Raw genomic sequence first — 13853 nt, forward strand, 5'->3', positions numbered from 1 at the left:
CATCTGTGCAAGGAGTCCGTACCCCATGACGTCCACCGTGCCCAACGCCGTCGAGCACGCAGACGCGCAGCAGCCGCCGATCACCATGTTCGGCCCGGACTTCCCGTACGCCTACGACGACTTCCTCGCCCACCCGGCGGGCCTCGGCCAGATACCCGCGACCGAGCACGGCACGGAGGTCGCGGTCATCGGCGGCGGCCTGTCCGGCATCGTCGCCGCGTACGAGCTGATGAAGATGGGGCTCAAGCCGGTCGTCTACGAGGCCGACCAGATCGGCGGGCGGCTGCGCACGGTCGGCTTCGAGGGCTGCGACGACTCCCTCACCGCCGAGATGGGCGCGATGCGGTTCCCGCCGTCCTCCACGGCCCTGCAGCACTACATCGACCTCGTCGGCCTGCAGACGCGGCCGTTCCCCAACCCCCTCGCGGAGGCGACCCCGTCGACCGTCGTCGACCTCAAGGGCGAGTCGCACTACGCCGAGACGATCGAGGACCTGCCGCAGGTCTACCGGGACGTCGCCGAGGCCTGGGGCCGGTGCCTGGAGGAGGGCGCCGACTTCTCCGACATGAACCGGGCCCTGCGCGAGCGGGACGTCCCGCGCATCCGCGAGATCTGGTCCAGGCTCGTCGAGAAGCTCGACAACCAGACCTTCTACGGCTTCCTGTGCGACTCCGAGGCCTTCAAGTCCTTCCGGCACCGGGAGATCTTCGGCCAGGTCGGCTTCGGCACGGGCGGCTGGGACACCGACTTCCCGAACTCCATCCTGGAGATCCTGCGCGTCGTCTACACCGAGGCCGACGACCACCACCGCGGCATCGTGGGCGGCTCCCAGCAGCTGCCGCTGCGCCTGTGGGAGCGCGAGCCGCAGAAGATCGTCCACTGGTCCCAGGGGACCTCGCTGGCGAGCCTGCACGAGGGCCGCGAGCCCCGCCCGGCGGTGACCCGGCTGCACCGCACGGCCGGCAACCGCATCACCGTGACGGATGCGCGCGGCGACATCCGCACCTACCGGGCGGCGATCTTCACCGCGCAGTCCTGGATGCTGCTGTCGAAGATCGACTGCGACGACTCGCTCTTCCCGATCGACCACTGGACCGCGATCGAGCGCACGCACTACATGGAGAGCTCCAAGCTGTTCGTGCCGGTGGACCGCCCGTTCTGGCTGGACAAGGACGAGGAGACCGGCCGGGACGTCATGTCGATGACGCTCACCGACCGCATGACCCGCGGCACCTACCTGCTCGACGACGGCCCGGACAAGCCCGCCGTCATCTGCCTCTCCTACACCTGGTGCGACGACAGCCTGAAGTGGCTGCCGCTGTCCGCGAACGAGCGGATGGAGGTCATGCTGAAGTCGCTCGGCGAGATCTATCCCAAGGTCGACATCCGCAAGCACATCATCGGCAACCCGGTGACCGTGTCCTGGGAGAACGAGCCCTACTTCATGGGCGCGTTCAAGGCGAACCTGCCCGGCCACTACCGCTACCAGCGGCGCCTGTTCACGCACTTCATGCAGGACCGGCTGCCCGAGGACAAGCGCGGCATCTTCCTCGCCGGCGACGACATCTCCTGGACGGCCGGCTGGGCCGAGGGCGCGATCCAGACCGCCCTCAACGCGGTGTGGGGCGTCATGCACCACCTCGGCGGCACGACCGACCCGACCAACCCGGGCCCGGGCGACGTGTACGACGAGATCGCCCCCGTCGAACTGCCGGAGGACTAGCCCCTGAGCGGCGGTTCGGCCAGCGGCGTGAGCAGCATGCGGCCCGCGAGGCCGACCGCCGTGTCCAGGCGCTCGGTGAACTCCCCGGCGATGTCGGGGAGTTCGCGCAGGGCCCACAGGGCGCGGGCCGCCGTCCAGGCCGCGTCGCGGGCGCGCTCCAGGCTCCAGGAGCCCAGCAGATGGGTCAGCGGGTCGGCGATCTGCAGGAGGTCGGGGCCCGGCATCAGATCTTCGCGGATGCGCTCCTCCAGCGACACGAGGAGATCGCCCACGGTGTCGAACGCGTCCTCCAGCTCGGCGGGAGCGCAGTCGAGCGTACGGCAGGTGTCCACGACGGCCAGCGCGAGATCGTGCCCGATGTGCGCGTTGATGCCCGCCAGCGCGAACTGCAACGGGCGTACTCCGGGATGGCGGCGGAACTGGAACAGCGGCCGCCAGCAGGCCGGCGCGCGCCCGTCCCCCGCCGCCGCCGCGACGGCGTCCAGATACCGCCCCGCGAACCGCACGTCCAGCGTGATCGCGGCGTGCCGGTCCGCGAACCGCCCGGTGTCGACGTACCGGTCCACCGTCTCCGTCACGGTGAGGTAGACGCGGTTGAAGACGGCCACCCCGTCCCGCGGGTGCAGGGCCGCGTCGAGGGCGCGCATCCGGCGGACGACTGTGTCTACCGGTGTGTCCACGGCTGTGGGGACTTGTTCGCATCGCGGCATGCGGGCAGAGTCCCAGCTCTAGGCTGGCGGGAGTACCGGCGGGCCCGGCGCTTCCCCGAAACGGGGGAACACCGCCCGCCGCAGGGGGAGGGGGAGCAGCAGCGTGTCAGGCTCGCGTGCGCAGCGCCTGGCCGCCCGCAGGGCCGCGCGCAGGCGTGCCGCCCGGCGCGGCGCGATGGTCGCCGCGGCCGCCGTCGTGGTGGTGGCGGGCGTGGTCGCCGGGACGCTCTCGGCGCTGGACGGCGGAGAGCGCGGCGCCGACCAGGCGAGGACTCCCGAGGTGACCGCCTCCCCGCGCCTTGCGCCGCTGCCCGCGGTGCCCTCGCCGTCCCCGTCCGCGGCCGAGTCCTCGGCCCTGCCGTCCGCGAGCGCGAGTCCCTCGCCCTCGCCGTCCCCGTCGAGGAGCAGGGCCGTGCGGCAGCAGCGCGGCGCCCCGGCGGCCGGCCGGCTCTACCGCCACCCCGACTCCCAGGTGCTCGACTGGGTCCGCACCCACTCCGGCGACCCCCGGCACGCGGTCATCGCGTCCCGTATCGCCGAGCAGCCGGCCGCGGTCTGGTTCGCCGAGTACGCGCCGGAGACCGTGACCGCCCGGGTCGCCGCCGTCACCTCGGGCGGTGCCGCCCAGGGCCGGGTGCCCGTGCTCGTGCCGTACGCGATCCCCGGCCGGGACTGCGGCGGCCACTCCCAGGGCGGGGCGCCCGGACTGGACGCCTACGACGCCTGGATCGACCGGTTCGCCGCCGGGCTGGGCTCGGGCGAGGTCATCGTCGTCCTGGAGCCGGACTCGGTCGCCCAGGCCGAGTGCCTCTCCGCCGGTGCGCGCGCCGACCGCTTCGCCTCCCTGGCCCGGGCCGGACGCGTCCTGAAGGCCGCCAACCCCCGGGCCCGCGTCTACTTCGACGCGGGACACTCGGGCTGGAACGCGCCCGGCAGGCAGGCCGCCTGGCTGCGGCAGGCGGGGGCCGCCTCACCCGACTCCTCGGACGGCATCTTCAGCAACGTCTCCAACTTCCACACCACCGCCGACGAGATCGCCTACGACCGGCGGGTGCTGGACGCGCTCGGCGGCCCGGCGGGCCTCGGCGCCGTCATCGACACCAGCCGCAACGGCAACGGCGCCCCGGCCGACGGCGAGTGGTGCGACCCCGCGGGCCGCAGCCTCGGCCGGACCCCGACCCTGACCACCGGCGAGCCCCGGATCGACGCCTATCTGTGGGTCAAGCTGCCGGGGGAGTCGGACGGCTGCAAGGGCAGGCCGGGGACCTTCACCGCCTCCTACGCCTACGACTTGGCCTCGTCGTAGGAGGAGGTGCCCTCGTCCAGCAGCGGCGTCTGCGTCTTCAGATGGGCCGGGGCGAAGGCCCGCAGCGCGTGGTAGCCGGTGATGACGACGACGGTGCCGAGCGCGATGCCGCTCAGCGAGAACGTGTCCGTGAACTTCAGCGACACGTTGCCGACGCCGATGATGATGCCCGCCGCCGCCGGGACCAGGTTCAGCGGATTGCGCAGATCCACCTCGGCGTTGATCCAGATCTGCGCGCCGAGCAGGCCGATCATGCCGTACAGGATGACGGTGATGCCGCCGAGCACCCCGCCGGGGATCGCCGCGACGACCGCGCCGAACTTCGGGCACAGGCCGAAGAGCAGGGCGAAGCCGGCGGCGGCCCAGTAGGCGGCCGTGGAGTAGACGCGGGTCGCGGCCATCACGCCGATGTTCTCGGAGTACGTGGTGTTGGGCGGGCCGCCGACCGCGGTGGACAGCATCGAGCCGACGCCGTCGGCCGCGATGGCCGTGCCGAGCTTGTCGTCCAGCGAGTCGCCGGTCATCTCGCCGACCGCCTTCACATGGCCGGCGTTCTCCGCGACCAGCGCGATCACGACCGGGAGCGCCACGAGGATCGCCGACCACTCGAACGACGGGCCGTGCAGCGTCGGCAGCCCGATCCAGTCGGCCTGGCCCACGCCGGACAGGTCAAGCCGCCAGTGGTCGGTGACCTTGCCGCTGCCGTCCGCCGAGTGGATCTTCCCGAAGACCAGGTCGAAGACCCAGGAGATGCCGTATCCGAAGACCAGGCCCAGGAAGATCGCGATCCGGGACCAGAAACCGCGCAGGCAGACCACCGCCAGTCCGGTGAACAGCATCACCAGCAGGGCCGTCCACTGGTCCTGCGGCCAGTAGGTCGCGGCCGTCACCGGAGCCAGGTTGAAGCCGATCAGCATCACCACCGCGCCGGTCACGATCGGCGGCATCGTGGCGTGGATGATCCGCGCCCCGAACCGCCGCACGGCCAGACCCACCAGGAACAGCGCGGCCCCGACGACGAAGACCGCGCCGGTGACGGTGGCGCTGCTGCCGCCCTGCGCGCGGATCACGGCCGCCACCCCGACGAAGGAGAGCGAGCAGCCCAGGTAGCTGGGCACCCGGCCGCGGGTGGCCAGCAGGAACACCACGGTCGCGACGCCCGACATCATGATCGCCAGGTTCGGGTCCAGCCCCATCAGGACCGGCGCCACGAAGGACGCCCCGAACATGGCCACCACGTGCTGGGCGCCGAGTCCGGCCGTGCGGGGCCAGGAGAGCCGCTCATCGGGCCGGACCACCGCACCGGGCGCCGGAACGCGTCCGTCGCCGTGCAGTTTCCAGCGGACGCCGAGATCCATGGGGGTGTCGCTTTCGTCGTACGGGCAGCTGAGTCCGGACCATTGTCCGGGCTCGCGGGGCATGCTCCGTACACGTGAGCGGACGCTTAGGATGACGGTCGCTGTAGTGACCACCGATCCGTACGCCCAGGAGCGCCGCCCGTGACCGCCGAAGCCCTGACCAGCCCTGCCCTGTCCTATGGCCGGCTGGTCCCCGTCACCGTCCACTTCGACGACCTGGACGCGCTGGGCCTGCTGCACAACGCCCGCTACCCGCTCATGGCCGAGCGGGCCTGGGCCGAGCTGTGGCAGGAGCGGGGCATCCGCTTCGAGGGCGACTGGGCGGCCGCGGGCGACGCCTGCAACGCGGTGAAAGAGCTGACGGTCACATACGAGGCTCCGGTGACCCGGCCCGGCCCCTACGCCGTCCACCTCTGGCTGGAGCGGCTCGGCACGACCGGGCTGACGTACGGCTTCCGGTTCTGCTCGGCGGACGGCGCCACCACCTACGCCCGGGGGACCCGGGTGCTGGTCCGGCTGGACGCGGCCACGCTGCGCCCGGCCCCCTGGAGCGAGGAGTTCAGGGCCGCGGGTCGGGAACTGCTGCGTCCGGGCTGCTGATCTTCACCCGGTCGCCGGGGCGCAGCACCCGCGCGAAGGCGACCAGGCCGCCGGAGAGCAGCGTCACCAGGCAGAACGACACCATCAGGCTGGTCGCCTGGGCCAGCATCCCGATCGCGCTCGGCGCGATCAGGCCCGAGGTGTAGGTGATGGTCGCGACGCCCGCGATGGCCAGACTCGGGTTGGCGCCGCTGCGGCCCGCCGCGGCGAAGCACAGCGGCACGACGACCGCGATGCCCAGCCCCATCAGGGCGAACCCGGTCATCGCGACCGCCGGGTGCTGCGCGAGCACGATCAGCAGGCCGCCGAGGACAGCGAACACCCCGCTCGCCCGCACGGTCCGCACGGCTCCGAAACGGTCCACCACCTTGTCGCCGGCGATCCGGGCGATGGCCATGGTGAGCGTGAAGCCCGTCGTGCAGGCCGCCGCGAGACCGGCCGAGGTCTCCAGCTGTTCCCGCAGGTACACCGCCGACCAGTCCAGGCTCGCGCCCTCCGCGAACACCGCGCAGAACCCGATCGCGCCGATGAGCAGCGCGGAGCGGGGCGGCAGCGCGAACCGGGGCGGCGGCTCCTCGTCCTCGGCGGGCTGCAGGTCCAGTACCCACTGGCAGGACAGCACGCCGACGACGGTGAGGACCGCGGCCGCCAGGACGTGGTGCAGCCGGGCGTCCGAGCCCAGGTGTGCGGCGAGCGTGCCGGCCGCCGAGCCGACCAGGGCGCCCGCGCTCCACATGCCGTGCAGCCCGGACATGATCGACCGGTCGAGACGGTTCTCGACCTCCACGCCCAGCGCGTTCATCGCCACGTCCGCCATGCCCGCCGTCGCGCCGTAGACGAACAGGGCCAGGCAGAGGGTGAGCAGGTTCGGCGCCAGGGACGGCAGCACCAGCGACAGCGTCCACAGGGCGATCAGTCCGCGCAGCGCGTTCCGGGCGCCGAAACGGTGGCTGACACTGCCGGCCAGCGGCATCGCGAGGGAGGCGCCGAGGGCGGGGAACGCCAGGGCGATGCCCAGCTGTCCGGCGCTGACGCCCGCGTGGTCCTGGATCCAGGGCACGCGGGTGGCGAACGAGCCGGTCACGGCGCCGTGCACCGCGAAGACGGCGGCCACGGCGTACCGCGACCGCTTCACCTCGCGCTGTTCGTCGACCACGTTGCCCATTCTGCGGCCCCCTCCTGCTCGCCTCCCGTGCACCACGTGGTGCCGCCGTAAACTATCAGGAACCCTGCCTGATAATAAGAGGGTCTCCCCGTCGGGCCCCGGCCGAAAGGGCCCGGCGATCTGGAAGGATCCCGGCATGCCCGCATCCCCGAGCACCGCCCGGGCCATCAACGACCGGCTCGCCCTGCGTCTGCTCCAGCAGGAGGGCCCGCTGACGGCAGGGCAGTTGAAACAGCTGACCGGTCTGTCCCGGCCGACCGTCGCCGACCTCGTCGACCGCCTCACCGCCGCCGGCCTGATCGCGGTCGTCGGCGAGGCGGGGGAGCAGCGGCGCGGACCCAACGCCAAGGTCTACGGCATCGTCGCCGACCGGGCGCACCTCGCCGCGCTGGACGTGCGCACCGAGGGCGTGGCCGTGGCCGTCGCCGACCTGGTGGGGCGGGTGCTGGCCGAGGCGTCGGTGCCGATCGGCGGGGACACCGGCACCGGTCCCGCCGTGGAGCAGGCCGTCGCGCTGGTCGAGCGCGTGGCCAAGGAGGCCGGGACGGACCGGCTGCACACCGTCTGCATCGGGGCGCCCGGGCTGATCGACCCGGCCAGTGGCGAACTGCGCGACTCCTCCGGGCTGCCCGAGTGGCACCGCCGGCTGGTCGCGGCCCTCCAGGAGCGGCTGCCCGAGGCGCGGGTGAGCGTGGAGAACGAGACCAACCTCGCGGCCGTGGCCGAGCAGCGCGACGGCGCCGCCCGGGACCGCGACACGTTCGTCCTGCTGTGGCTGGGCCACGGCACGGGAGCGGCGGTGGTCCTGGACGGCGCCCTGCGCCGCGGCTCCTCCGGCGGTACCGGCGAGATCGGCTTCCTGCCCGTCCCGGGCACCGGCGCCCTGCCCACCGCGACCGACTGCGAGGGCGGCTTCCACTCCCTGGCCTCGGCGGCGGCAGTGCTCGACCTCGCGACACGCTCCGGCCTGCCACCGGCGGCAGGCCAGGAACCCTCGGCGGTGGGGGTGCTACGGGCGGCCGCCGCCCTGGTCGGGGAGGCGGTGGCCAGAGAGGCCGAGCCCGCGCCGGTCGGGGAGGCGGTGGCCCCGGGGGCTGCGCCCGCACTGGCCGGGAAGACGTCGGTCCGGGTGACTGCGCCCGCGCCGGTCGTAGAGGCGGCGGCTCCGGAGGCCGCGCCCGTACCCGTCGGGAAGGCGGCGGTCCGGGTGACTGCGCCCGCGCCGGCCGCCCGGGAAGCCGCCCCCGCACCCGCTGCCCGTTTCCTGGACGCCCTCGCCGATCGGCTGGTCGTCGGGGTCGCCTCTGTCGTTGCGATTCTCGACCCGGGGTGTGTGGTGCTCGGTGGTGAGGTCGGGCGGGCCGGGGGTGCGGTGCTCGCCGCGCGGGTGCGTGAGCGCCTCGTCCGGATGACACCGCTGCCCACCGAGGTGCGGGCCACCACCCTGGGCGGTGGCGCGGTCCTGCGCGGCGCGCTGCTGACGGCGCGCGACCGCGCACAGGGCGAACTGTTCACGCGGGGTGAGACGGCGCCGCGCTGGTAGCGCCCGCGGCGCGGGGGCGCCCCCGCGCTGGAAGGCCCGACGGCGGGCAAGGGCCGTCGTCACCGCCGCCGGGCCGGTCCGTGGGGGGTGGGAAGTGCCGACCCTGGCGCTGACCCTAGAAAGGACTAGACCACAGCGTCAATAGGTGCGGACCAAGCGGTGCGGACCAAGCCGAGTCCCGGACCGCTCGCGGGAGTTGGCCGCACCGTCGCGCTCGGAAAGGAGGGCGCCACGTTCTGTGAGGCACCCCACACCGTTCGCCCGTCTGGACCTCGATCGGGCGTGGCACACTGGCCGTGTACCAACAGCAGCGCACTCCGGGGTCGGTGAAAGTCCGAACCGGCGGTTACAGTCCGCGACCCGGTCGCCTCCAGCGACCGGTTGACCAGGTGAAATTCCTGGACCGACGGTTAAAGTCCGGATGGGAGGCAGTGCGCGGCGAGCGGGCATCCGTGCGCGCCGCCCGAGCGGTCCGTCCTGAGGACGGACTCCATCCGGCGTCGTCCCCGGTGTTCCCGTTCGTGTGATCTGTCGTCATCGACAGCCCCGGAGTCCGTGCCCGAAGAGGCAGGAGGACCCGGGAAGTGTTCACCGGAATCGTCGAAGAGCTGGGCGAGGTCACCGCCGTCGAGACCCTCGACGACGCCTGTCGCTTCCGCCTGCGCGGCCCCGTCGTCACACAGGGCGCGAAGCACGGCGATTCCATCGCCGTCAACGGCGTCTGCCTCACGGTCGTCGACCACGAGGGCGACGAGTTCACGGCCGACGTCATGGCCGAGACCCTGAACCGCTCAAGCCTCGGCGCCCTGAAGCCCGGCTCCCGCGTCAACCTCGAACGCCCCATGGCCGTCGGCGACCGCCTCGGCGGGCACATCGTGCAGGGCCATGTCGACGGCACCGGCGAAATCCTGGAGCGCAAGCCCTCGGAGCACTGGGAGATCGTCAAGATCTCCCTCCCCGCCGACCTCACCCGGTACGTCGTCGAGAAGGGCTCCATCACCGTCGACGGCATCAGCCTCACCGTCGTCGACGCCGGCCTCGACCACTTCACGGTCAGCCTGATCCCCACCACCCTCGACCTGACCACGCTCGGCCACAAGCAGCCCGGCGACCCGGTCAACCTCGAAGTGGACGTCATCGCCAAGTACGTCGAGCGCATGCTGGGCGACCGCGCGCGGGGGGCGGCCGAGTGAACACGCTGAACTCCGAGGCGTTCGTCCTCTTCGGCCAGCACATCCTCTGGTCCGACATGGTCGGCAACCTCTTCGGCCTGGCCGCCCTCGCCCTCGGCTGGCGGCGCTCCATCTGGACCTGGCCCGTGCAGTTCCTGGCCGGCCTCATCCTCTTCGGCGCCTTCTTCGGCCACCTCACCGGCAGCGCGGGCAAGCAGGCGGTCGTCATGGTCGTTGCCCTGTACGGCTGGTGGCAGTGGCAGCGCGGCAAGGGACAGGGCGAGGACGGCCACATCGCCGTCCGGTTCGCCACCTGGCGCGAGCGGGCCGCGATGGCCGCCGCGGCCGCCGCCGGCACGGTCGCGGTGGCGCTGCTCTTCACGGCCTACCCGAAGCTGTCCTGGGACCCCTGGCCGGACGCCTACATCTTCGTCGGCACAGTCGTCGCGATGTACGCCCAGGCCCGCGGCATGGTCGAGTTCTGGTTCGCCTGGCTGCTCGTCGACCTCGTCGGCGTGCCCCTCAACTTCGCCAACGGCTACGCCTTCTCCGGCTTCGTCTACGTCATCTACGGCGCGCTCGTCCTGTGGGGCCTGCGCGACTGGTGGCTGCGCTCGCGTCAGGCCGCGCGGCCCACCCTGGAAGGAGCGCCGGCATGAGTGCCGCACCGATCCTGTACAGCACCGACGGCGCGTTCGAGGACCTCGCGCTCGACCCCGTCGAACAGGCCGTCGCCGACATCGCCGCCGGCCGCCCGGTCGTGGTCGTCGACGACGAGGACCGGGAGAACGAGGGCGACCTCGTCATCGCCGCCGAGAAGGCGACCCCCGAGATCGTCGCCTTCATGATGAGCGAGTGCCGCGGCCTGATCTGCGCCCCCATGGAGGGCGACGAACTCGACCGGCTGCGGCTGCCGCAGATGGTCGACGACAACACCGAGTCGATGAAGACCGCCTTCACGGTCTCCGTCGACGCCTCCGCCGCGCACGGCGTGAGCACCGGCATCTCCGCCGCCGACCGCGCCACCACCCTCCGGCTGCTCGCCGACGGCGTGTCCGGGCCCGACGACTTCGTCCGCCCCGGCCACATCTTCCCGCTGCGCGCCCGGCCCGGCGGCGTCCTCACCCGCAACGGCCACACCGAGGCCGCCGTCGACCTGGCCCGCCTCGCCGGCCTGCGCCCGGCCGGCGCCATCGTCGAGATCGCCGGCGAGGACGGGCGCATGCTGCGCCTGCCCGAGCTCGTCCCCTTCGCCCGCAAGCACGGCCTGACGATCATCTCCATCGAGGACCTGATCGCCTACCGCCGCAGCAGCGAGCCCACCGTCCGCCGCGAGGCGAAGACCCAGCTGCCCACCGCCCACGGCACGTTCACCGCCCACGGCTACCGCTCCACCGTCGACGGCGTCGAGCACGTCGCCCTGGTGCACGGCGAGATCGGCGACGGCGACGACGTCCTCGTGCGCGTCCACTCCGAATGCCTCACCGGCGACGTCTTCGGCTCCGCCCGCTGCGACTGCGGACCCCAGCTGGACGCCTCCCTGGCCCGCATCCAGGAGGAGGGCCGCGGTGTGGTGGTCTACCTGCGCGGACACGAGGGCCGCGGCATCGGCCTGATGTCCAAGCTGCGCGCCTACGAGCTCCAGGAGCGCGGCCGGGACACCCTCGACGCCAACCTCGAACTGGGCCTGCCCGCCGACGCCCGCGACTACGGGGCCGGAGCGCAGATCCTCGCCGACCTCGGCGTGCGCAGCGTACGGCTGCTGACCAACAACCCCGACAAGACCGACGCCCTCACCCGGCACGGCATCGTCGTCAAGGCACGCGTGCCGATGCCGGTCAGCGCCGGCGAGCACAACCTCCGCTACCTGCGCACCAAGCGGGACCGGATGGGCCACGACCTGCCCTGGCTCGACACGACCACCGTGCCGGCCTGCGGCAACCAGTAACAGAGCACAAGGGAGCAACGTGAGCGGCAAGGGTGCACCGGAACTGTCCGTACGCAATGTGGGTGATCTCCGGGTCGCCGTCATCGCGGCGCAGTGGCACGAGAAGGTGATGGACGGTCTGGTCGACGGCGCCCTGCGCGCCCTGCACGACCTGGGCATCGACGAGCCGACCCTGCTCAGGGTCCCCGGCAGCTGGGAGCTGCCGGTCGTCGCCAAGGTCCTCGCGGGCCGCGGCTACGACGCGATCGTCGCCCTCGGCGTCGTCATCCGCGGCGGAACCCCCCACTTCGACTACGTGTGCCAGGGCGTCACCCAGGGCCTCACCCAGGTGTCCGTCGACACCGGCGTGCCCGTCGGCTTCGGCGTGCTGACCTGCGACACCGAGGAGCAGGCGCTCGACCGCGCCGGAATCGAGGGCTCCAGCGAGGACAAGGGACACGAGGCGGTGACGGCCGCGGTGGCGACCGCGGCCACGCTCCGCTCAGTATCCGAACCCTGGCGCTGACGAAAGACGTATGTGGCATAGGCTGAGCGTCACCATGTCCAAGAAGACGTTCGAGGAGCTCTTCACCGAGCTCCAGCACAAGGCCGCCCACGGCGACCCCGCCTCTTCCCGCACCGCAGAACTGGTCGGCAAGGGCGTCCACGCCATCGGCAAGAAGGTCGTCGAGGAGGCCGCCGAAGTGTGGATGGCCGCCGAGTACGAGGGCAAGGAGGCGGCAGCCGAGGAGATCTCGCAGCTGCTGTACCACGTCCAGGTGATGATGGTCGCCCGCGGCATCAGCCTCGACGACGTCTACGCCCACCTCTGAGCCGCATCCGTCCCTCCCCCCCCCCGCACCACACCCACGCAAAGGAAGCCGACCTCATGCTGCGCATCGCCGTCCCCAACAAGGGTTCCCTCTCAGGCCCTGCGGCGGAGATGCTGCATGAGGCCGGCTACCAGCAGCGCAGGGAGTCCAAGGAACTGCGGATCGTCGACCCGACCAACGAGGTCGAGTTCTTCTACCTGCGCCCCCGCGACATCGCGATCTACGTCGCCTCCGGTCAGCTCGACATCGGCCTCACCGGCCGGGACCTGCTGATCGACTCGGGCGCCGACGCCGAGGAGATCCTCCCGCTCGGCTTCGCCCGCTCCACGTTCCGCTACGCCGGCAAGCCCGGCACCATCGACGGCCTGGCCGACCTGGCGGGCAAGACCGTCGCCACGTCCTACGAGGGCATCGTCGCGGGCCACCTCGCCGAGCACGGCATCGAGGCCTCCGTCGTCCACCTCGACGGCGCCGTCGAGACCGCCATCCAGCTCGGCGTCGCCCAGGTCATCGCCGACGTCGTCGAGACCGGCACCTCCCTGCGCAACGCGGGCCTTGAGGTCGTCGGCGAGCCCATCATGCAGTCCGAGGCCGTCGTGATCCGCCGCACCGGCGCCGACCCCGACGACCCCAAGGTCCAGCAGTTCCTGCGCCGCCTCCAGGGCGTCCTGGTCGCCCGGACGTACGTGATGATGGACTACGACTGCCGCGTCGAGCAGCTGGAGAAGGCCGTCGCCCTCACCCCCGGTCTGGAGTCGCCGACCGTCTCCCCGCTGCACAACGAGGGCTGGGTCGCCGTCCGCGCGATGGTCCCGGCCAAGGAGGCCCAGCGGATCATGGACGACCTGTACGACATCGGCGCCCGGGCCATCCTGACCACGGCCATCCACGCCTGCCGTCTCTGAGGGGCGTACCGCCATGTCCGACCTGCCCACCCTGCCCGTCACGTTCCGGCCGGGCAGCACCCGCGCGGTGCTGCTCGGGGCCGCCGTCGCGATCCTCGTGGTGATCACGGCCGTCGCGATGCTGCTGCAGCAGCTCAGCCCCGCCGAGCGCCTCAGCTTCGTCGTCACGGCACTGCTGCTGGACGCCGTGCTGCTCCTGCTGGCGCGTCCCAAGGTCGTCGCCGACGAGAACGGCGTCACCGTGGTCAACCTCACGAACAAGCGCCGGCTGGCGTGGGCCGAGATCCTCCAGGTGACCCTCCGGCCCGGCGACCCCTGGGTGTTCCTGGGCCTCAGCGACGGCACCAGCCTGCCCGCCCTGGGCATCCAGCCGGGCATCGCGAGGCAGCGCGCCATCGCCGACGCCCGGGCGCTGCGGGCGCTCGTCGAGGCGCGTTCCGTGGCGGATCCCGAGCGGCCCCGGAGCTGAGGCGTGGCAAGCCGCACGGCGGTCGCCACTGCCGCTGCGGGCGGTGTCTTGATTAATCTGTTGGCGGAGGCGCGACGGACGCGCCTTCGCCGCTGCTGCCCCGCCCGGTGCGCAGAGGCTTCCTGCTGACAGAGGAGTGACC

At 72.4% G+C, this 13853-nt stretch carries 14 protein-coding genes and 1 riboswitch; of the genes, 11 read left to right on the forward strand and 3 right to left on the reverse strand.

Annotation, left to right across the window (positions count from 1 at the left end):
* Window positions 1–25: 25 nt before the first annotated feature.
* A complete protein-coding gene (locus CHR28_RS27260) occupies window positions 26–1723 on the forward strand; it encodes a flavin monoamine oxidase family protein (RefSeq protein WP_094056347.1) in 1698 nt (565 codons plus the stop codon).
* On the opposite strand, the gene CHR28_RS27265 is transcribed toward CHR28_RS27260, so the two are convergent.
* Entirely contained in the window at window positions 1720–2433 is a 714-nt protein-coding gene (locus CHR28_RS27265) for a DUF5995 family protein (protein WP_094056348.1), read from the reverse strand. The two genes, CHR28_RS27260 and CHR28_RS27265, sit on opposite strands and share 4 nt — an antisense overlap.
* A gap of 175 nt (window positions 2434–2608) precedes the next feature.
* Here CHR28_RS27265 and CHR28_RS27270 point away from each other — a divergent pair, with 175 nt between their 5' ends.
* Window positions 2609–3739 carry a glycoside hydrolase family 6 protein gene (locus tag CHR28_RS27270; RefSeq protein WP_094056349.1) on the forward strand — a complete coding sequence of 377 codons (1131 nt, stop codon included), beginning with the start codon at window positions 2609–2611 and terminating at the stop codon, window positions 3737–3739.
* Here the strand turns inward: CHR28_RS27270 and CHR28_RS27275 are convergent.
* Window positions 3718–5097, reverse strand: a complete 1380-nt coding sequence (locus tag CHR28_RS27275) for a uracil-xanthine permease family protein (protein ID WP_094056350.1) — start codon at window positions 5095–5097, stop codon at window positions 3718–3720. The two genes, CHR28_RS27270 and CHR28_RS27275, sit on opposite strands and share 22 nt — an antisense overlap.
* 141 nt (window positions 5098–5238) lie before the next feature.
* Here CHR28_RS27275 and CHR28_RS27280 point away from each other — a divergent pair, with 141 nt between their 5' ends.
* On the forward strand, window positions 5239–5697 hold the full coding sequence (locus tag CHR28_RS27280; protein WP_094056351.1) for an acyl-CoA thioesterase: 459 nt from the start codon (window positions 5239–5241) through the stop codon (window positions 5695–5697).
* On the opposite strand, the gene CHR28_RS27285 is transcribed toward CHR28_RS27280, so the two are convergent.
* Window positions 5657–6862 carry an MFS transporter gene (locus CHR28_RS27285; RefSeq protein ID WP_094056352.1) on the reverse strand — a complete coding sequence of 402 codons (1206 nt, stop codon included), beginning with the start codon at window positions 6860–6862 and terminating at the stop codon, window positions 5657–5659. The two genes, CHR28_RS27280 and CHR28_RS27285, sit on opposite strands and share 41 nt — an antisense overlap.
* 136 nt (window positions 6863–6998) lie before the next feature.
* Between CHR28_RS27285 and CHR28_RS27290 the strand changes: the two genes are divergently transcribed.
* From CHR28_RS27290 to CHR28_RS27325, 8 genes are all read left to right on the forward strand, one after another.
* Complete coding sequence (locus CHR28_RS27290; protein WP_094056353.1) at window positions 6999–8405, forward strand: ROK family transcriptional regulator; 1407 nt, start codon at window positions 6999–7001, stop codon at window positions 8403–8405.
* Window positions 8406–8713: 308 nt separating this feature from the next.
* Window positions 8714–8844, forward strand: a riboswitch (FMN riboswitch).
* A gap of 145 nt (window positions 8845–8989) precedes the next feature.
* The gene (locus CHR28_RS27295) at window positions 8990–9598 is read left to right on the forward strand and encodes a riboflavin synthase (protein ID WP_094056354.1); all 609 of its coding nucleotides are present in this window, start codon (window positions 8990–8992) and stop codon (window positions 9596–9598) included.
* Entirely contained in the window at window positions 9595–10236 is a 642-nt protein-coding gene (locus CHR28_RS27300) for a nicotinamide mononucleotide transporter family protein (protein ID WP_094056355.1), read from the forward strand. The genes CHR28_RS27295 and CHR28_RS27300 overlap by 4 nt, the downstream gene beginning before the upstream one ends.
* Window positions 10233–11525: a bifunctional 3,4-dihydroxy-2-butanone-4-phosphate synthase/GTP cyclohydrolase II gene (locus CHR28_RS27305; RefSeq protein ID WP_094056356.1), complete on the forward strand. Its 1293-nt coding sequence runs from the start codon at window positions 10233–10235 to the stop codon at window positions 11523–11525. Before CHR28_RS27300 ends, CHR28_RS27305 begins: the two co-directional genes overlap by 4 nt.
* A gap of 19 nt (window positions 11526–11544) precedes the next feature.
* Window positions 11545–12030, forward strand: a complete 486-nt coding sequence (gene ribH, locus CHR28_RS27310) for a 6,7-dimethyl-8-ribityllumazine synthase (protein WP_031116695.1) — start codon at window positions 11545–11547, stop codon at window positions 12028–12030.
* Between the two features lie 34 nt (window positions 12031–12064).
* Window positions 12065–12337 carry a phosphoribosyl-ATP diphosphatase gene (locus CHR28_RS27315; RefSeq protein ID WP_028423093.1) on the forward strand — a complete coding sequence of 91 codons (273 nt, stop codon included), beginning with the start codon at window positions 12065–12067 and terminating at the stop codon, window positions 12335–12337.
* Window positions 12338–12393: 56 nt separating this feature from the next.
* Window positions 12394–13242: an ATP phosphoribosyltransferase gene (gene hisG, locus CHR28_RS27320; RefSeq protein ID WP_094056357.1), complete on the forward strand. Its 849-nt coding sequence runs from the start codon at window positions 12394–12396 to the stop codon at window positions 13240–13242.
* Between the two features lie 13 nt (window positions 13243–13255).
* Window positions 13256–13711, forward strand: a complete 456-nt coding sequence (locus CHR28_RS27325; protein ID WP_094056358.1) for a PH domain-containing protein — start codon at window positions 13256–13258, stop codon at window positions 13709–13711.
* The last annotated feature ends 142 nt before the right edge of the window (window positions 13712–13853 follow it).

Source organism: Streptomyces sp. XY006, from assembly GCF_002237655.1.
Classification (GTDB): domain Bacteria; phylum Actinomycetota; class Actinomycetes; order Streptomycetales; family Streptomycetaceae; genus Streptomyces; species Streptomyces levis.